This window comes from Brevundimonas sp. AVps5 (genome assembly GCF_058681515.1).
Window position 1 is genome coordinate 1,862,501 of record NZ_CM178740.1, and the last position, 19,936, is coordinate 1,882,436.

Below are 19,936 nucleotides of genomic sequence, written 5' to 3' on the forward strand. Positions count from 1 at the left end.
GGCCTGCAGCACGCAACGCCTCGGCGTCGTCGATCACCGTCACGGTCCCGACACCCTTGACGGTCGCAATATGGGTGGCCGTCTCGACGACCAGCGCCGTGTTCTCGTCGATGCCATAGCCGAACCGATCCATCGGACTTTCGGTGACCGCTCTGGACAATCGGCCCAGCCGCGCCTGCCGGTCAAAGTGCTGATCGACGATCCCGTCGGTAAAGAAGCCCGCACCCGTGCCCAGAATCAATCGGCCGTCCTCCATGTCAGCGTCGGGGCCGGGGGATGTCATTGGCCGGGTCAGAGCGATCAGGCCATCGCCGCGCAGGATCATGGTGGCGCTCTGGATTGCGGCGCCGGCGCTGGAGCCACCGATGACCGCGCCCTCCTCAAGGCGGCGACGAAGCATGATCAGGAGGGGGGTCGGCGATCCCGCGGCATCAAACAGCACCCGCGCTGTCCGGACCTGATCGCCCCCCGTGAACCAGATTCCGCCCGCCCCCTCGGTCATCGCGACCGCCGCCGGATCGTCGCCGCCATCGGCCCAGAGACTCTCGTCATCGGTCGTGGCTGGATCATCGACGAGGGCGGCACGAACGAGGACGACCCGGTCAGGGGAAACGCCGTGCAGCGCCAGCGCCGCGCGGGCCGACTCAAAGGAGGCGACGGGCTCGCCCGATGCTGCTGCGATGACGGCGACACGGTCGGTCGCCGGGTGGGGCAGCCCGTTCACAAAGGCCCCCCAGATCTCGGCATTCCGCGCATCGAGCGCGCCGCCGACGATCACGAGCCGCCCTGGCTCGGCGAGGGCGGGGGCTGCGGCAACCAGGCCGACAAGACCTCCGAGAAGGACATTCAGGAGGCGCATAGGACGTGTCATTAGCGATATCCGGTCAGCGTTGCGACAACAACGAACGTCCCGGCCAGAACCGGACGGGATTGACAGAACTCAGCACGCTCCGCAGGCCCCGACCAGGTCGAGCAGAGGGTTCAGCACGCTCGGTCGGATCGGATCGTCGCCGCCCGGAAGCCATGACCTGCCCCTCGGCATTTCCTCCACGCCGCGGCAGAGTCCGGACCTTGAAAGGACGGACGGAAGGAAGCGAGCGAGACCTGGGATTGAGGGCTGCCGTATTCGCCTGCCCGAAACAGATCATCAGGGTTCTACGGGAGAACGAGGCGGGCGCGAAGGCGGGTGAGTTGTCGCACAATCCAGGCGTTTCGGAGGGCACGATCTCCGGCCGACAGCGCCACCGCGAAGCTCTGGCCGTATCAGGCGCACCGATCGTCGGCATCAAAATGGCCGGACCTTGCGGTCCGGCCATCTGATACGCCTGGCCTGGACGACCAGACCTGGCCGTCAGATCATGGAGCCGTGAAGACGGCCGTCCATCAGAAGTAGAAGCGGACGGCTGCGCTGACGGTGCGGCCCGGCAGCGCCTGGACGAGGCTGACACCGCTGGTCGGCAAGGTGAAGGCAGCCACATCCGTCAGGGCCAGTTCGTCGAACAGGTTGGTGGCGTTCAGCGACACCACGACCCGGTCGATCGGGCGGACCTGCAGGAAGGCGTTCACCGTGGTGTAGCCCGGCATCGTCAGCTGGTTCTGGTCCTGGGCGTAGCTCTCCGTAGTGCCGACGATGCTGGCGCCCACGGTGAACAGGTCGTTCTCGTACTGCGGCATCAGCTGGAAGATCACGTCGGCCTGGCGGCGCGGCGAATTGCCGATCAGGGCCGGGTCTGCAGCGGCGGTGATCTCGGCGCTGGTGAATGTCGCGCCGGCCGCGAGACTGAAGGGACCGCGGCGGATGCCACCCTCGAACTCTGCACCCTGGGCCTGATAGCCCTGGGTCAGCAGGACCAGTGCAGTCTGGCCGTTGGCGTCCGGCCGCACCTGCTGGTTGGTCTCGCTCACCTCAGCCCAGAAGCCTGTGATATTGGCGAACAGACCGTCTGTCCGGTATTTGAAGCCGATCTCGGCCTGGTCGACCGGATCATAGGCGGCTTCGGTCCGGGCAAGGCCGCCGGTAAGGGGGTTGATGGCCGCCGTACGAACGATCTTCTCCGCCGCCGCACGGCCGCCGCTGCTGTAACGGGCGAAGGTCGAGACGCTTTCCGAGACGCGATAGTTGGCGCTGACGGAATACGACGTGTAGTCGTAGCCATAGTCGACCGGGATGGCGGTTGAAGCCGTGGGGAAGGCGAAGCTCCGCTCGGCCTCGGACAGGACGCCGTCGTTGTTGACGTCGATGGTCCGGACGCTCGTCGCGCTGTTGGTGGTGGTGACGCCGCTGACATCGCCGGTGTCAAACCGTACCGAAGCGCCCACCGCCAGCTTGCCGATCCGGTAGTTTGCCGAGGCATAAGGAGCCAGGACGCTGTAATCGAGGTCAAAGGTGGAGTTCGACCCCGGACCGGCCGCCGGACCGAAGAAGTTGAACACTCCGCCCTGGGTGCGGCGGGTGCCGTTGGCGTTGATGATGTCCACCGGGGCGGAGTTCCCGCCGCCGACCACATCCTGGAAATAGGGAATAAACTGACGGTCGAACCGCAACTCCTGGTCGGCGCTGTAGATGCCGACCGTCGTGGTCAGCTCGCCCTCGCCGATGTCCCAGACCCGGCTGGCGCGCAGATCAGTGGTGAAGTTGTTCAGGCTGTCGACCTGGCTGTTGACCAGGGTCGAATAGGCGATCAACCCATTGCCGTTCAAGGTCGTGGGATTGGTGATCGGCTGGCCCTGACGTGGCCCCCCGGCATAGGCCAGGGTGCCCGGTCGCCCACCGAAGGCAAAGGGCAGGACGGCGGCAGGCACGATGGCCAGTGGATAGCCCAGAACCTGGCTGCCGGACTGGTCGGCGAAACGCATGTTGCCCGAGACGGTCCAGCCCGCGAGGTTGAACCGGGTCTGCAGGCCGATGGACTTGACCAGGGCTTCGTTCCCCGTGCCCAGGTCAGCCTGTGCGAGGTTCCCGTCACCGTTGAGGTACGGGATGGAGTTGAAGTTGGCCGTCGTCAGGGTGTCGCGCAGATTCGAAAAGTTCGGGACGTCCGAATAGTTCGGATCGTCGTTACTGCCGGATACGAGCATCGGAGCCGGGGCATAGCCGGCGACCTTGTCGTCGAGCAGCTTGCCCTCGAGCCGGACGAACCCGCCCTCGAACTCCTGGGTGATGTTGAACTTGAACTGCCCGCCTTGATTGGCGTCATAGCCGGCCTCCCGGACGCCCTCGCCCTCGCGGTAGAAACCGCCGACGTGGAAGCGCAGCGTATCGGTCAGATGGCCGCCGTAGCCGAAGTCGACGCGGGAGTTGCCGTAGTCGAGGCCGGTCGAGACCTGGACCGACCCGCCCTCAACCTCGCCCGTGTGGGAAATCAGGTTGATCACCCCGCCCGGCGCGTTGGAGGCGAAGGTCGAGGCCGAGCCGCCACGGATCGACTCGATCTGGGCGACGTTGAAGTCGTAACGCATGAAGTAGTCCGGCGTGAACGCCAGGATGTCGCCGAACTCCAGGACCGGTAGGCCGTTCTCCTGGAACTGCAGATATTTCGCGCCGCTGCCGACCATCGGCAGGCCCCGGATCGTATAGCTGCCGTTGACCTCACCCGAGCCGGCTTCGGCGCGGATGCCCGGGATCGTGCGGAAGATACCGGCAATCGAGGATTCGCCGATCTTGATAATCTCGATGTCGTTGATCGAGCTGGTCGAGGTGGCGCTGTCCAGTCGGTCGCGCGCGCGTGCCACGCCGGTCACAACCATGTCGCTGTTCGCACGGGTGCGGCTGGCCTCCCAGGCGGTGGGCCGGGCCTCGGCCTGAGTCGTCTGGGCTTGCGTCGGCATCCCCAACAGAAGGGGCGCGAGCGCGGCGGTGAGATACAGGGATTTCAAGGGAGCCTCCAGGGCAGTTTCTTCGCTTGGAGTACTATTGAAACGACTATTATTGATTAACTTGGATCCTGATATTCGCCCCCCAATGACAGTTCAGTTCGCCGCCTGGAATATCTGGATACGTATATATACGTAACCTATGCTGTAACGCCAGTCACTGGAACCTGCATTCGCCAGTAACAGCTCGCGCAGGCTGTGACTGTCGCGGATCCGGAGCGGCGCGCAGCGGGATCCGGTCCGCTGGCCGGCCGTCCACGCCGTCCGGGATGAGGGCATTTTCCGACAGCCGGACAGTGTCGCTCAAAGCGATCCGTGTCCCACGCTCTCTGACGTCTGACGCCGCGGTCACCGAACAAGCCGCCCGGTGAAGGGTTCGGCTAGAATTCCTGCCACTCGTCTTCGACCACGGCGGCTTTCAGGGCCAGGGCGCCGACCGTTCGCGGCGCCTCACGCAGCGGCCTGGCGGGTGCCGGCGACGCGCTCCGCTCGCGCGGGGTCGCGACCATCGCGGGAGCGGACCCCCGTGTCGAGTTGAGGCGGAAGCGAGCGACCAGGGTCGCCAGCTCATCGGCCTCGGTCGCCAGGATACGCGCCGCCGCGGTGGCTTCCTCGGCCATGGCTGCGTTCTGCTGCGTCGCACGATCCATGCTGGCGACAGCGCCGTTGACCTGTTTCATGTTTTCCGCCTGGGTCTGCGCTCCATGCGCAATATCGACCACCAGCGTATTGGCATCGCCGATCTTCGATACGACCCGCGCCAGCATATCCCCGGTCTCGCCGACGCGGTCGACGCCGAGCTTCACTTCCTCGGACGACCTGACGATCAATTGTTTGATCTCCTTGGCGGCGTCCACCGTGCGCTTGGCCAGCTCGCGCACTTCGCCCGCGACCACGGCGAAGCCCCTGCCGGTCTCGCCTGCGCGCGCGGCCTCGACCCCGGCATTGAGCGCCAGGAGGTTGGTCTGCAGGGCGATGCCGTCGATCATGGTGATGATCTCGCTGATCTCCTGCGACCCGACCTTGATCGCGTCCATAGCGGAGATCGCCTGCTCCACGATCGCGCGCCCATCGGTTGCGTCGCCGTTGGCCATGGTGATCGCGGTCCGGGCGTCTGCGGCGCTTCGCGCGGTCCCGCCCACCATGTCCGTGACCTGATTGGTCGCAGATGTCGTCTGCTGAAGCGTGGACGCCTGCTGCTCCGTCCGATGCGACAGATGTTCCGACGCAGAACAGATCTGGTTCGCGCCCGCCCGAACACTCTCCGCCGACCCGGCGACGCCGGCGAGGCTTTCCTCCAGGCCCTGGACGGCGACGTTGAACGCCTTGCGCAGTCGGTCGTACTCCGGCGCGAACGGCGTGCTGATGACATGGGTCAGGTCGCCGGCCGCGAGAGCCTCGAGGGCGGTGTCCAGGGCCTCCACGACATGCCGCTGCGCCGTATCGGCCTCGGCCTTGTCGCGTTCAGCAGCAGTTTTGGCGAGATCAGCCAATGCCTTGGCGGCGTCCGCCTCGACCTTGGCCAGCGCCGTATCGCGGAAGACCAGCACGGCGCGAGCCATGTCGCCGAGTTCATCGGCGCGATCGGCGTCCACGATGATGTCGTTGTCGCCGTTAGCCAGTTGGCCCATGGCAGACGTCAGCGTCGTGATGGGCCGCGCGATCAGCCGGCTTAACATCGCCGACAGGACGATTGCGATCCCGATCAAGGCGACACCGCCGACGATCAGGGCGATAATCGCCGTAACGATGGCGACCTCTTGCCGCGCCACATTCTCGGCGGTCAGCGTCGCCTCGCCCTCGCGAAGCTCCCGAAGCGGCAGAACCGCGTCGCTCACCAGAACCAATTTGCCGGCGTCGCGAACCGCCTGCGCCGCTTCTTCCCGCCCGCCGGCTCGCACGACAGCGATCAGGCGATCGCCCCAGTCCGCGCGCCAGGCCATCGTGGCGACCCGCGATTTCTCGAGAAGCGCCTGCTTGTCCGCTTCGGTGAGCAATGCGCCCAGTTCGACAACGACCCGATCGTACTCGTCGCGCCCCTCGTCGTAAGACTTCAGATAGGTCTCGTCCCCCGTCACCAGGAAGCCGCGGAACTGACTGTTCTGGCGGAGTATCGCGGTTTCCAGCGACATTGCATGGGCTTCGATCGTGCGGGTCAGATTGTTACTGTCTATCGAGGCGCGGATCATCATGATCGTGCCGAAGAAGACTGCCATCATGACAGCTGCAGAAACACAGATGAGAACGAACGAAAGCGTAAGCTTTCGTGGAATTTTCATTGCCGACATCATGCTATTACAGTCTCGCGATCAATTTTTTGCTCGGCGAACATTTCGCGTTACGCGTACACCAGTCAGGAGTCGTGCAGGAAAAAAGCCTGAAGACTCTGGCTGAGAAGCCGTACCTGTCGACCCCACTCCGCTCTTGCAGGCAGCCGCTGAACATATGGTTAAGGCGGCGCGCGATGCGAGACGGATCGGCGGGCCGTTCCTGAGATGACCTGGCTCGAAGCTTCGTTCATTGGACCTTAAGCCCGCCCCTCTAAGTGCCTGATAGATTGAAGTCGTGGCTGCGTGGAGCGTCCGGTCGTCTCTGAAGGGCGCGAGGCGGCCAGGCCCCAATACTTCCAGGTCAGATTTGTATTTTCAGTCGGGGTACGTGCGTATGCGGTTGGTGATTTGATGATGGGCCTCGCCGCCGCCGCCCCCGAGGATGAACTCGCGCGGCAGGCCGACCGCTGCCGGGCGCTGGGTTCGCCCTTCATCGCCGACATTCTCGCCGCCGCCGACAGGCAACTGTTCCTCGCGCCGCTTACCGCGGCTGCGGTGCGCAACTGGCCGGGCGACCCCGCCGCGGCCGCGGTCGCGTTGCGGGTCAACGGAGCGCTTCACGCTCTCGCGCGACGCGGATCTCCGCCTTATCTGGCCGAGCTATACCGCCACGAACACGAAGACTTCGACGGTGCCGTCGCGGTCGCCCTTTCGCGAAACGATCAATTCATCGCCGACTGGATCCGCCACCCCACCCAGACCAATGAGGTTGCGCGAGCTGCCGCCATCATGTCCGCACTGATGGCCGCGCCATTGAGCCGGCCCATGCCGTTCGAACTGCTCGAACTCGGCTCGAGCTGTGGTCTGAATTTGAATCTCGACCGCTACGACTACAGCCTCGGGTCGGTACGCGCCGGTGATGCGCTGTCCATGGTGAAAATCGCGCCAGACTGGCGTGGACCGCCGCCGCCCGTTCGCCCGGTGACGATCACGGCTGCACGAGGCGTCGATCTGCAGCCGCTTCGCGCAACGGACGCAGCGGATCGCGAACGACTGCTGTCATTCGTCTGGGCGGATCAACCGGCGCGGTCGAAACGCCTCGAGCAGGCACTGAAGATCGCTGTGGCGCAGCAACCCCGCGTCGATCAGGGACATGCAGCGGCCTGGTTGGCGGAACGGCTCGCTGAGCCCCAGCCGGCTGGTCACTGTCGAGCGGTCGTACACACCATGGTTCTTCAGTATCTTGACGCTGGCGAGCGTCAGCATCTCTCTGCAACAATGGCGGACGCCGGTGACAGGGCTTCACCGGAGCGGCCCCTCATCTGGATCCAATTCGAGTGGACCCCGGACCGACGAGCTGTGGAGTTGCGGCTTACCTCCTGGCCGACCGGCCGCACCGTTGTGCTGGCCACCTGTCACCCCTACGGAGACTGGCTGAACTGGCAGGACATGGCGTCGATGGACGACGCCGGTGAACGCGCCGACCAATTCATGAGTGCCTCTCAGGCGTCCGACGATCCCGGCTGTATGGCGCTGAAAATGGCCAGGGCTTGATGAGTGAGGTTTCGGCAGTGCCCTGTCGGCTCCATCTGGACGCCTGGCCCCCACACGCTAGCTAGCGTCAGGCCCGGCGTGCGCCACGGAGACGACCTCGCCGGCGACGAAAAGGCCAGCCAGCGCGTATTCCAGAAACCAGCCACCATCCAGCCGCAGTGCTCGCGGCTCTCCTTTTCCAGGAACTGATGCGCGGCGTCAAAGCAGGTAACCGGGAACGACGGCAACCCGCTGCCGATCATCATGGCCGCTTCTGCAGGCGTCATGCTGGACCTGGAGCTCCCCGCACGATCTGGCGGCGCGCCGCCTGGTGCCGTTTCCGCGCCGTGTCGAAACGCTGACGAGGGGCGATGCGGGGCTCAAGCCAGATGAGCTATCGACCGATACGCGTTTCGGCCTGGCCGCCGTTCACCTGACCGGGTGCGGGCCTGGATCGATGCACATTCCGGTTCGATCCCTGCCCGTTTCGGTGTTCGCAGGGCTTGGGTGAGCCTCTATACCGCCCTCGACAACCGAAGGACCCAGCCATGACCGAGACCCTGAACCTCAGCCATCTGATCGACGGCGAACGCGCGGACGTCGCCCGGCCGACGGAGAGCCTCAATCCCTCGAACACCAACGAGGTGGTCGCCCGCACGCCGGACGGTGGTCAGGCCGAGGTCGACGCGGCCGTCGCCGCTGCGAAGGCCGCCTTCCCGGCCTGGTCCGGGGCCTCGCCCGAGGTCCGCTCCGATGTGCTCGACCGCGCCGGAACCCTGGTCATGGAGCGGCGTGAACAACTGGGGCGTCTGCTGGCGCGCGAAGAAGGCAAGACCCTGGCCGAAGGCATCGGCGAGACGGTTCGGGCCGGACGCATCCTGAAATATTTCGCCGGCGAGGCCCTGCGTCGTCACGGCCAGAACCTCGACAGCGTCCGTCCGGGCGTGGAGATCCAGACCTATCGTCAGGCTGTCGGCGTCTTCGGGCTGATCACGCCGTGGAACTTCCCCATAGCCATCCCGGCCTGGAAGGCGGCTCCCGCCCTGGCGTTCGGCAACACCGTGGTCATGAAGCCCGCCGGCCCGACCCCGGCGACCGCCTCGGCGCTGGCCGACATCCTTGTCGAGGCCGGCCTGCCCAAGGGGGTGTTCAACCTCGTGATCGGTCGCGGCGGCGTTGGCCAGGCGATCGTCGATCACCCCGACGTCGACGGTCTGTCGTTCACCGGGTCACAGAGCATCGGCTCGGGCGTGGCGCTCGGCGCCATCAAGCGTCAGGCCCGGGTGCAGCTCGAGATGGGCGGCAAGAACCCGCTGATCGTGCTCGACGACGCCGACCTCGAGCGGGCGGTCATGGTGGCGCTGGACGGCTCCTTCTTCGCCACGGGTCAGCGCTGCACCGCCTCCAGCCGCCTGATCGTCACCGAAGCGATCCACGACCGGTTCGTCGCCGCCCTGGCCGAAAAGGTCGCATCCCTGCGTGTCGGCGACGCCCTGGATCCCGACAGCCAGATGGGTCCGGCGGTCTCCGAGGCCCAGATGGAGACCAGCTACAGATACATCGACATCGCCCGCGAGGCCGGCGGCCGGATCGTCACCGGCGGAGCGCGGCTGAAGCTCGCCAGCCCTGGCTGGTATGTCCAGCCGACCCTGATCGCCGACACCGATCCGACCATGCGGATCAATACCGAAGAGGTGTTCGGCCCTGTAGCCTCGACGATCCGCGTCAAGGACTACGAGGAGGCGCTGGCCGTCGCCAACTCCACAGAGTTCGGCCTGTCGGCCGGCATCGTGACCACCAGCCTGAAGCATGCCCGCGACTTCCAGCGCCGTGCCCGCGCCGGCATGACCATGGTCAATCTGGCCACCGCCGGGGTCGACTATCACGTGCCGTTCGGCGGCTCGAAATCCTCCAGCTACGGCGCCCGCGAACAGGGCTTCGCCGCCGTCGAGTTCTTCACCCAGACCAAGACCAGCTACAGCTGGAGCTGAAGAGCGCTGTCAGCGACGAGATCCGGCTGGGTGCCACGATCCCGGTCCAGAGAGAATCGACGAAGGGCCCAGCGCGTCAGGCCCGGGCTTTCGACGCCGTTGTCGACATCCGCGTTACTGCGGGCGGCGCCTTTCCCGGCAGCTGAAGATTGTTCCCGGAAAGGCGTCGGCGAACAATCATTGCCGGTGTTCCCTCGAGGACAGGCCAGGTGTCTGGTCCCGGATCTTGGTCGATCGGGTCGACCCTGAACCGCCCGGGCTCTCCGGACATGGGCGAGGGAACGCGCGGCAAAGTCACCGCGTTGATCTCCAGATAACAGGGAGGCGAGCATGGCCGACATCGATCCGTCCGAAGCTTTCGACGAAGACAATAACGACGCCTCCGAAACAGGCGGTGTGACCAGCGAGTTCAAGACTTTCGAGGAAATGCCCGCCGTCCTCGACGTCACCGCGGCCGACGGCGACGCGGACGAGGAGGATTTCGACGAGGACGATCAAGGCCTCGAAGACAGGCTCGGGACCGACGGGGTCGAGCCTGAAGCCGACGCCCGGTACGGTGCCGACGGGACGCGCATCAACGACCTCGACCTCGGCACCGACGAACCCGGCGAGGGTGAGGTCGAGCTGGTCTATTCCGGTCTGATGGAGGACGCGCGCGGGGCCCAGGCCAGCGCCGCCCACTGGGAAGCCAGGACCCTGTCGGACGACGATATCGCAGACCTGGGCTACGGCCCCGAAGGAGACCAGACATGACCGACGCCAAGCCTTTGACCGGCAAGCCGCGCGATCCCGATCTTGATACCGACACGCCGCATGCCCGCCGCGCCGACCGTCTTGAAGGCAAGCCGGACCAGCTGAACGAGAAGCACGGCCACGCCGAGGACCGCCAGGAGGCCCTGGTCGACGAGGGCGTGGAGGAAACCTTCCCTGCCAGCGACCCGGTCTCTGCCAAACGGATAACCTCACCCCGGCATCAAACTGATCGTTGTTAACCGGCCGTGTCATCGGCTAGGCGTGATGCGAACTCACGGAGCATTCGATGACACGGCCGACCGACCGGTTCGAGGGCACCTCGAACTATATCGCCACCCAGGACCTGAAAATCGCGGTCAACGCCGCCGTCGCCCTGGAAAGGCCTCTCCTGATCAAGGGCGAGCCCGGGACCGGCAAGACGGTGCTGGCCTATGAGATGGCCAGGGCGCTGAACGCCCCCCTGATCACCTGGCACATCAAATCGACGACCAAGGCCCACAACGGCCTCTATGAATATGACGCCGTAAGCCGCCTGCGGGACTCCCAGCTTGGCGAGGCGCGCGTCCACGACGTCCGAAACTATCTCAAGCCCGGCAAGCTGTGGGAGGCCTTCACCTCCCCCGTCCGCCCGATCCTGCTGATCGACGAGATCGACAAGGCCGATATCGAGTTCCCCAACGACCTGCTGCAGGAACTCGATCGCATGGAATTCTATGTCCATGAAACGGACGAGACGATCCGCGCAGAGGTGCGCCCGATCGTGGTCATCACCTCGAACAACGAGAAAGAGCTGCCCGACGCCTTCCTGCGCCGCTGCTTCTTCCACTACATCCGCTTCCCCGACGACGAGACGATGAAGGCCATCATCGCGGTCCACTTCCCCGGCATCAAACCCCGGCTGGTGTCCGAAGCACTGAAGACCTTCTACGAAATCCGCGACACGCCGGGCCTGAAGAAGAAACCCTCCACGTCCGAACTGCTGGACTGGCTGAAGCTGCTTATGGTCGACGACGTTCAGCCGGAGACGCTCCGCGAGACCTCGCCGAACAAGCTGATCCCGCCGCTCCACGGTGCCCTGCTGAAGAACGAACAGGATGTGCATCTGTTCGAACGGCTGGCCTTCCTCAATCGTCGCGAGGGCTCGCGTCCCGGCGTTTGAGAAACGACGCAATCCGGTCATCCGACGGACAGATATCGTCAGTTCGATTACCGCGATTTCACTGGAATAGTGACGGCTACTGTTCAAGATGAAGGCCTGAAGAGGAACCTGTTTATGCGACTGCTTCTCGCCACCATCTGCACCGCTTGCCTGATGACGGCAGCCTGCGACGGCGAATCCGTGCGCATCTCGTCGACCACGACCGAGACCGGCCCCAAGGGCGTGCTGAAGGTCATTGACACCCTGCAGTGCCCGGAGACCATCGGTGTCCTGACGCGCAAGGGGACAGCCCACGCCGGCGGTGCCACCTGCCTCTACAGCGGCCCGCGCGGCGCTGAAGTCTCGCTGCAGCTGATCACCGTCAGCGATCAGACGGCGGACGCCGTGCTGCAACGCTTCGAGAACACCCTGTCGGCTGACATGCCGCACACCACCGCCGAACTCCGCGCTTCCGCCGATGCCGCTCGCGCCCAGTCCGCGGCCGATGAAGCCCGGGTCCAGGCCGATGTTGCGGCCGTGGCGGCGGATGCCGCCGCAGTCGAGGCGCACGCCGCAGCTGCTGCCGCCGACAGCGCCAACGTCCGCGCCCCGGGGCTGGCCGTCGACGCCGAGGGCGATCGCGCCCGCGTTCGCCTGCCGGGCATGAGCGTCGACACCGACGGCGACAAGGCCCACGTCCGCATCGGCGGCTTCTCCATCAGCGCCGACGACAGCACCGAAACCGTAGACATCTCGTCGTCCGACGAAAGCGTCAGCATCCGGGCCCACGACGACGCAGCGGAAATCCGCACCCGCGCCCCCGGCGAGGCGACCCGTCGCACCTATATGCTGACCGACAGCCGCCCGGCTGACGAGGGCTGGAGACTGGTTGGCTTCGAGGCGCGCGGTCCCGTCGGCGGCCCGATCGTGATCGCCACGGTCCGCGCCAGGGACCGCGACAGCGACAGGGTCTTCGACTCCGCCAAGGATCTGGTCACGCTCAACGTCGGCGAATAGGGCGCTGAAGCTTGATCCGGCCGCCGGGATGGGTCACCTGACCTGCCGTTCGACGTCTGGATCCCCGCCTTGGCCTCTGCCCCCTCCCCCCGCGCCTCGAGGACGCCCGCGCCCCGCGCCTGGCAGCGTATGCTGTCGGGCCGCCGCCTGGACCTTCTGGACCCGTCGCCCTTCGACATCGAAATCGAGGACATCGCCCACGGCCTGGCCCGGGTCTCCCGCTGGAACGGCCAGACCATCGGCGAACACGCCTTCTCCGTCGCCCAGCACTCCTGCGTCGTGGAGGAGATCGCCGCCCACATCAAGCCCGGCCTGGAGCCCAGATGGCGTCTCGCCGCCCTGCTCCACGATGCCTCCGAATACGTCATCGGCGACATGATCTCGCCCTTCAAGGCGGCCCTGGGCGTCAGCTACAAGTCCTTCGAGGCCCGGCTGGAAGACGCGATCCACGTCCGCTTCGGACTGCCGCCCAAGACGCCCCTGCCGATCAAGAAGCTCATAAAGACTGCGGACAAGGCCTGCGCCTTCTTCGAAGCCACCCAGTTGGCCGGCTTCAACGAAAAGGAGGCGCTCGGTTTCTTTGGCTCGCCCCCTCCGGGCTACGACCTGGTCATCGATCCCCTGCCAGCCCCTATCGCCCAGCAGCGATATCTGGAGCGGTACCGCATGCTCGCCGGGGCCGTGGGCATCCTGCCCGCCGCCGACGCCTCGCACACGGAATAGCGCCATGTCCTGGGGTGGCGAGCACGGGGTGCGCATCGGCCTGTCCGCCGTCGTTATGGCGCTGCGTTCCAGTCATCTCTGCATCCTGACCACGGAGACGCCGGAAGGCGAACTGGCCCTGCCCTTCGGCCCGTTCGATCCGGCCGGGGACCGCACCTTCGAACGCGCACTGCGGGCCTTCGTGACGGCCCAGACCGGCTTTGGCCTCGGTTTCGTCGAGCAGCTCTACACCTTCGGCGACGCCGGCCGCGCCGCGCCCCGCCCGACGCCGGGCCCGGATCGCCAGCGCGAGGTCTCCGTCGGCTACCTGGCCCTGACGGCCGACGCGGTCGACATGGCCCCGACAGGAGCCCGCTGGACACCCGCTCTGGAGGTCTTTCCGTGGGAGGACCGCCGCCCGGCGACGACCAGACTGACCAGTGAAATCTTCGACCGTTTGACGACCTGGGCCGGCGGCGATCCCCGACGCGCTGAGAGGATCGACGCCCTGTTCGCCCCGTCCGCTTCCGCCCGCTGGGACGAGACGCGCGTGCTCGAACGCTATGAGCTCCTCTACGAGGCCGGCCTGGTCGCCGAGGCCGCCCGCGACCGCGACGACGCGTCTCCGCTGGATCTGCCCGACCGCCCCATGGCCTCGGACCACCGCCGCATCCTCGCCACGGGCCTGGGGCGGCTGCGCAGCAAGCTCCGTTACCGCCCTGTCCTGTTTGAACTGACGACCGACACCTTCACCCTCTCCGCCCTGCAGGCCGCCGCCGAGGCCGTCGTGGGCCTGAAACTCCACAAGCAGAACTTCCGTCGCGGGGTCGAACGCACCGGCCTGGTCGAACCCACCGGCCGCCTCTCGACCGGCACCGGAGGCCGTCCAGCCGAGCTGTTCCGTTTCACCGGCGCCGGCCCACGCGACGGCCAGGCCCCCGGTCTCGCCCTCCCCGCCCTGCGCTGACCCGTCTTCGTTCGGAAAATCGTCCGCGCCCGCTTGCGGCGCAGGCTTCACCCCATTAGAGAAGCCCCTCGCTTTCGACCGAGCGTCCTACGGCCCCGCGGAGAGGTGGCAGAGTGGTCGAATGTACCGCACTCGAAATGCGGCGTGCCTTTACGGGTACCGTGGGTTCGAATCCCACCCTCTCCGCCACAACTTTTCCCTAGTTTTATCAGACACTTAGGTGTTACATCAGGGTGCCGCACTGACCCCGTTGTTGCCTGCCAACAGGCCCTGACTGAAGCCGTTCTATCGTTGGCCTGCCAGCACCCTCCCGGAGCCAGCCGGGTCAGTGAAGATGGCGAAGACTCAGCTTCGGCCGTCGGGCAATCAACGGTCCGAACCTGGTCGCCCAGCGCCGGATCGCTTCACGGCTGACTTCGATCCGGCGCTGAGCCATCAGACCCATACTGGAACCGTGCTGCCGTTAGCCAACCAGTCCCTCACCGCGTGTGCCTCAACCCGAATTTCTACTCTGGTTTGTAAGTGAGGCGGAAGGCATAGGTTGTGTCCTGCCGGTCCGTTCGGCCTGCCAGCGGGTCCTCGCCTTGCGAATAGGTGATCCCGACCGAAGGCACCCAGCCTGCTCCTGGTTGGGTAGGGCGATGGCCGAGTTCGACATCAATCGACGCGACCTGATCCTCCCTCGTTTCGGTAGACATGCATGCCTGCTTCGGCAGGCCGCTATGCGCCTAGGCCCCATTCCGCGAAATGGATCCGGGAGCTCGCTGACTGCCACCACCCTCGTGGTGTCGCCCAAACACCTATCACCGCAGATACTGGCTAGCGCTGTTCCCGCGGTCTAGAGTGATCGCTTGAGCATCTGTTGCGTGCGTAGGAGGACCGCTCCTGTGTAGATGGAGACGGCTTTTCTCGCAAAGGCACCGGAGCGGGGGAAGAGGAGTTCCATGCTTTGGAGTCCACGAATACCGAGGCACCTGAGTATTTCCACAAGGTCGTCGATTGCCAGTGGGCCTGTCCGGCCCACACGCCAGTTCCCGAATACATCCGGCTGATCGCCCAGGGGCGCCATGCCGACGCCTACATGGTCAACTGGAAGTCCAATGTATTCCCCGGCATCCTGGGGCGGACCTGCGACCGCCCGTGCGAGCCGGCGTGTCGTCGCGGTCGGGTGGAGGATGAGCCGGTCGCCATCTGCCGGCTCAAGCGCGTCGCTGCTGACAACAAGGGCGACGTCTCGGCGCGCATGCCGACGGTGCCGGTCAAGCGGATCGGCAAGAAGATCGCCTGCATCGGTGCCGGACCGGCCTCGATGACGGTGGCGCGGGATCTCGCCCCGCTCGGCTATCACGTCGTGGTCTATGACGCCGACGCCAAGGCGGGCGGCATGATCCGCAGCCAGATTCCCCGGTTTCGCCTGCCGGAAAGCGTGATTGACGAGGAGATGGGCTACGTTACCGCCCTCGGTCTGGAGATGCGGCTGGGGCAGCGCGTCGAGAGTCTGGGCGGGCTGCTCAAGGAAGACTTCGACGCCATCTTCGTCGGAACCGGGGCGCCGCGTGGTCGCGATCTGGAGGTTCCGGGCCGCCAGGAAGCCACCGCCAACATCCACATCGGCATCGACTGGCTCTCCAGCGTCTCATTCGGACATATCGAGCGGATCGGCCGCCGGGTGATCGTTCTGGGTGGTGGCAATACCGCCATGGACTGTTGCCGCACCGCCCGTCGCCTCGGCGGCGAGGACGTCAAGGTCGTCGTCCGCTCCGGCTATGAGGAAATGAAGGCCTCGCCCTGGGAGAAGGTAGACGCAGTTCACGAGGGGATACCGATCCTCAACTTCCTCGTCCCGAAGGCCTTCACCCATGCCGACGGCCAGCTCACCGGCGTCACCTTCGAGAGGGTCACGCCCATAGTCGACGAGAAGGGCCGCCGCACGCTCAAGCCTACGGGTGCCCCTGATGAGCACATCGAGTGCGATGACGTTCTGGTGGCCATCGGTCAGGAAAACGCCTTCCCATGGATCGAGCGGGATATCGGCCTCGACTTCGACGAATGGGGCATGCCCGTCGTCAATGAGACCACCCTTCAGTCCACCAACGACAAGGTCTTCTTCGGAGGCGACGCGGCGTTCGGGCCAAAGAACATCATCTGGGCCGTGGCCCATGGTCATGACGCAGCGATCTCGATCGACCACTTCTGCCGCGGCAACGATGTCCGGCTCAGACCGCCGCCCGGGGTGCTGGTCTCATCCCAGAAGATGGGCATCCACGAGTGGAGCTACGACAACGACATCTCCGTCGATGACCGCCAGATCGTGCCGCAGTTGCCGACCGCTGAGGCCCTGGCCAATGTGAGGGCCGAGGTCGAGCTGGGCTTCGACACCGCCCTGGCTCTGGCCGAAGCCCAGCGCTGCCTCAACTGCGATATCCAGACGGTGTTCACCACGCCGCTGTGCATCGAATGCGACGCCTGCGCCGACATCTGCCCGACCGATTGCATCACCTTCACCGTCAACGGCGAGGAGGACGAGCTACGCCCCCGCCTCAAGGCGCCGGCCCTGAACCTGACCCAGGACCTCTACATCTCAAGCGCCTTGCCCACGGGGCGGGTGCTGGTGAAGGACGAGGATGTGTGCCTGCACTGCGGCCTGTGCGCCGAGCGCTGCCCGACCGGGGCGTGGGACATGCAGAAGGTCATCATCGAGATGACCCATGCCGGCGGGTGCTCGAAATGAGCGGACCAACCCGCGCGGTGAACGACTTCGTGGTGAAGTTCGCCAACGTCAACGGCTCGGGCTCCGCCAGCGCCAACGGCCTGTTCGTCAAGGCCATCCTGCGGATGGGCGTGGCGGTGGCGGCGCGCAACATCTTCCCGTCGAACATCCAGGGCCTGCCGACCTGGTACGAGATCCGCGTCAGCGGCCAGGGCTGGCTGGGCCGGCGTGGCGGCGTCGACCTGATGATTGCCCTGAACCCTCAGACCTGGGACCGCGACGTCGCCGAAATCGATCCGGGCGGCTACCTGTTCTATGATTCCACCAAACCCATGCCGGCCAACAGGTTTCGTGATGACATCACGATCGTCGGCATCCCGCTGACCGCCCTGTGCAACGCCGCCTACGTCGAGCCGTCCAAGCGCAAGGTGATGAAGAACATCATCGGCCTGGGCGCCCTGACCTTCCTGCTCGGCATCGAGCAGGAAGTGGTCGAAGCCCTTCTGGCCGCGGAATACGCCTCCAAGCCGGCCATGATCCCGGCCAATATCGAGGCCCTCCACATCGGTTTTGACCATGCGAAACAAAACCTCAAGCCTCTCGGCCTGCAGTTGGAGCGCAACGATGCGGTCGGCGATCGGATCTTCGTCGACGGCAACACGGCCGCTGCGCTCGGCGCGGTCTATGGCGGGGCCACGGTCTGCGCCTGGTATCCGATCACCCCGTCGACCTCGCTGGCGGAGGCCTTCACGGACTACTGCGGCAAGCTGCGTCACGATCCGGAGACCGGGGAGGCCCGCTACGCCATCGTCCAGGCCGAGGACGAGATCGCCTCGATCGGCATGGTCGTCGGCGCCGGCTGGAATGGCGCGCGCGCCTTCACCTGCACCTCGGGACCGGGCGTCTCGCTGATGCAGGAGTTCATCGGCCTGTCCTATTTCGCCGAAATTCCGGCGGTCATCTTTGACGTCCAGCGCGGCGGTCCTTCCACCGGCATGCCGACGCGGACCCAGCAGTCGGACATCCTCTCGGCCGCCTACGCCAGCCACGGAGACACCAAACACGTCCTGTTGCTGCCCGAAGGTCCGGGCGAATGCTTCGAAATGGGTGCCAGCGCCTTCGATCTGGCCGACCGGCTGCAGACCATGGTCTTCGTCATGCTCGACCTGGACATGGGCATGAACGAATGGCTGGTCGAACCTTTCCGGTGGGACGACAGCCGCAGCCTCGACCACGGCAAGGTCATGACGGCCGAAATGCTCGAGGCGGGTGCCGACTTCGGCCGCTACAAGGATGTCGACGGCGACGGCATCCCGTTCCGCACCCTGCCGGCGACCCATCCATCCAAGGGTGCCTATTTCACCCGCGGCACCTCGCGCGATCCCTATGCCCGCTACAGCGAGGAGGGGGCCGTCTACGTCGACAACATGGAGCGGCTGCTGCGCAAGTTCGACACGGCCAAGGCGCTCGTGCCTGCGCCGATCCTGCGCAAGGCCCCGAAACGGACCTCATACGGCGTGATCTACTACGGCTCGACCTCGCCGGCGATGGATGAGGCGTTGGCCGGTCTCGAGGCGCAGGGTCTCAACGTGGACGCCCTGCGCATCCGCGCCTTCCCCTTCCCGGGCGAGGTGTTCGACTTCATCGCCCATCACGAACTGATCTTCGTGGTCGAGCAGAACCGCGACGCCCAGCTTCGCAGCCTGCTGATCAACGAGGGCGGGGTCGATCCGGCCCGGCTGGTCAAGGTGCTCAACTACGACGGCTCGCCGATCACCGCGCGGTTCATTCAGGCGGAGCTGGCCCGGGGGATGGGCGCGGTCGACGCCAACGCGGCAGGGGAGATGGCGCAATGACCTGGATCGTCAAGCCACAGTTCCATCACCCCTCCCTGCCGACCAACAAACTGGGCTTCACCCGCCGCGACTACGAGGGCCGGGTTTCGACCCTGTGCGCCGGCTGCGGCCACGACTCGATCAGCGCCGCCATCGTCCAGGCCTGTTTCGAGATCGATCTGGAGCCGCACCGGCTGGCCAAACTGTCCGGGATCGGCTGTTCGTCCAAGACGCCGGACTATTTCCTCAGTGCCAGTCACGGCTTCAACACCGTGCACGGGCGGATGCCCTCAGTGCTGACCGGCGCCAATCTGGCCAATCGCGAGCTGATCTATCTGGGCGTCTCCGGCGATGGTGACAGCGCCTCGATCGGTCTGGGCCAGTTCGCCCACGCCATGCGGCGCGGGGTCAATATGGCCTATATCGTCGAGAACAACGGCGTTTACGGCCTGACCAAGGGCCAGTTCTCCGCCACCGCCGACAAGGGCAGCAAGTCCAAGAAGGGCGCGGTCAATTCCGACAGCGGCATCGATCTGGTCGCCATGGCCCTGCAGTTGGGAGCCACCTTCGTCGGCCGAAGCTTCTCCGGCGACAAGGATCAGCTGGTGCCCCTGATCAAGGCCGCCCTGACCCACAAGGGGGCCGCGTTCATCGACGTGCTGAGCCCCTGCGTGGCGTTCAACAACCACAAGGGCTCGACCAAGAGTTTCGACTGGGTGCGCGAGCACAATGAGGCCGTCAACCGGCTGGACGTGATCCTCGGCCGCGTCCCTGTCACCGCCGACTACGCGCCCGGTTCCCTCATCGAGGTGGCCCAGCACGACGGATCGGTCCTGATGCTGCGCAAGGTCGCCCGCGACTACGACGCGACGGACCGGGTGAAGGCCATGGCCTATCTGCACGAACGGGAGGCCGTCGGCGAGATCGTCACCGGCCTGCTCTATATCGACCCCGGGTCCGAAGATCTGCATGGCGCCCTGGCGACGGTCGCCAAGCCGCTTAACGCCCTGTCCGACGCCGAACTGATCCCCGGAGCGGCGGCCCTCGACAGGATCAACGCAGCGCTGCGCTAACCGCCGGATTGGCCCTGTCAGCCAGAACCGATTGCTCGCCGGCAAGCTGACACCTGTCGTCGCCCGAGGGCTCG

Annotated in this window: 14 protein-coding genes and 1 tRNA gene (1 of these 15 only partly in view); 12 read left to right on the forward strand and 3 right to left on the reverse strand. The window is 65.7% G+C overall.

Annotated features, from left to right (window positions below):
• The 3 genes from ACW18A_RS09560 to ACW18A_RS09570 all read right to left on the reverse strand — a co-directional run.
• Window positions 1-859: the 5' portion of a cyanophycinase gene (locus tag ACW18A_RS09560; protein ID WP_492021492.1), read on the reverse strand. 398 nt of this gene lie to the left of the window's left edge; 859 of the gene's 1,257 nt are visible here — the first part of the coding sequence; it begins with the start codon at window positions 857-859; the stop codon falls past the left edge of the window.
• Window positions 860-1,383: 524 nt separating this feature from the next.
• Window positions 1,384-3,876, reverse strand: coding sequence for a TonB-dependent receptor domain-containing protein (locus ACW18A_RS09565; RefSeq protein WP_492021493.1), 2,493 nt, complete (start codon window positions 3,874-3,876; stop codon window positions 1,384-1,386).
• Between the two features lie 377 nt (window positions 3,877-4,253).
• The gene (locus ACW18A_RS09570) at window positions 4,254-6,092 is read right to left on the reverse strand and encodes a methyl-accepting chemotaxis protein (protein ID WP_492021494.1); all 1,839 of its coding nucleotides are present in this window, start codon (window positions 6,090-6,092) and stop codon (window positions 4,254-4,256) included.
• A gap of 462 nt (window positions 6,093-6,554) precedes the next feature.
• Here ACW18A_RS09570 and ACW18A_RS09575 point away from each other — a divergent pair, with 462 nt between their 5' ends.
• From ACW18A_RS09575 to ACW18A_RS09630, 12 genes are all read left to right on the forward strand, one after another.
• Complete coding sequence (locus tag ACW18A_RS09575; RefSeq protein WP_492021495.1) at window positions 6,555-7,697, forward strand: DUF2332 domain-containing protein; 1,143 nt, start codon at window positions 6,555-6,557, stop codon at window positions 7,695-7,697.
• 527 nt (window positions 7,698-8,224) lie between these two features.
• Window positions 8,225-9,667 (forward strand): aldehyde dehydrogenase family protein, encoded by a 1,443-nt coding sequence (locus ACW18A_RS09580; protein WP_492021496.1) that lies wholly within the window; start codon window positions 8,225-8,227, stop codon window positions 9,665-9,667.
• Window positions 9,668-9,997: 330 nt separating this feature from the next.
• Window positions 9,998-10,420, forward strand: coding sequence for a hypothetical protein (locus tag ACW18A_RS09585; protein ID WP_492021497.1), 423 nt, complete (start codon window positions 9,998-10,000; stop codon window positions 10,418-10,420).
• Entirely contained in the window at window positions 10,417-10,659 is a 243-nt protein-coding gene (locus ACW18A_RS09590; protein WP_492021498.1) for a hypothetical protein, read from the forward strand. The genes ACW18A_RS09585 and ACW18A_RS09590 overlap by 4 nt, the downstream gene beginning before the upstream one ends.
• Before the next feature lie 47 nt (window positions 10,660-10,706).
• On the forward strand, window positions 10,707-11,579 hold the full coding sequence (locus tag ACW18A_RS09595; RefSeq protein ID WP_492021499.1) for an AAA family ATPase: 873 nt from the start codon (window positions 10,707-10,709) through the stop codon (window positions 11,577-11,579).
• 114 nt (window positions 11,580-11,693) lie between these two features.
• Window positions 11,694-12,575, forward strand: coding sequence for a methyltransferase type 11 (locus ACW18A_RS09600; protein WP_492021500.1), 882 nt, complete (start codon window positions 11,694-11,696; stop codon window positions 12,573-12,575).
• A 129-nt stretch (window positions 12,576-12,704) separates the two neighbouring features.
• Window positions 12,705-13,298 (forward strand): YfbR-like 5'-deoxynucleotidase, encoded by a 594-nt coding sequence (locus ACW18A_RS09605; RefSeq protein ID WP_492024376.1) that lies wholly within the window; start codon window positions 12,705-12,707, stop codon window positions 13,296-13,298.
• A 4-nt stretch (window positions 13,299-13,302) separates the two neighbouring features.
• The gene (locus tag ACW18A_RS09610; RefSeq protein ID WP_492021501.1) at window positions 13,303-14,244 is read left to right on the forward strand and encodes an NUDIX hydrolase; all 942 of its coding nucleotides are present in this window, start codon (window positions 13,303-13,305) and stop codon (window positions 14,242-14,244) included.
• Window positions 14,245-14,343: 99 nt separating this feature from the next.
• Window positions 14,344-14,433, forward strand: a tRNA-Ser gene (locus ACW18A_RS09615).
• Window positions 14,434-15,193: 760 nt separating this feature from the next.
• Window positions 15,194-16,975 (forward strand): FAD-dependent oxidoreductase, encoded by a 1,782-nt coding sequence (locus ACW18A_RS09620; protein ID WP_492021502.1) that lies wholly within the window; start codon window positions 15,194-15,196, stop codon window positions 16,973-16,975.
• Entirely contained in the window at window positions 16,972-18,810 is a 1,839-nt protein-coding gene (locus ACW18A_RS09625; RefSeq protein ID WP_492021503.1) for a 2-oxoacid:acceptor oxidoreductase subunit alpha, read from the forward strand. Before ACW18A_RS09620 ends, ACW18A_RS09625 begins: the two co-directional genes overlap by 4 nt.
• Window positions 18,807-19,862, forward strand: coding sequence for a 2-oxoacid:ferredoxin oxidoreductase subunit beta (locus tag ACW18A_RS09630; RefSeq protein WP_492021504.1), 1,056 nt, complete (start codon window positions 18,807-18,809; stop codon window positions 19,860-19,862). Before ACW18A_RS09625 ends, ACW18A_RS09630 begins: the two co-directional genes overlap by 4 nt.
• Window positions 19,863-19,936 lie beyond the last annotated feature (74 nt).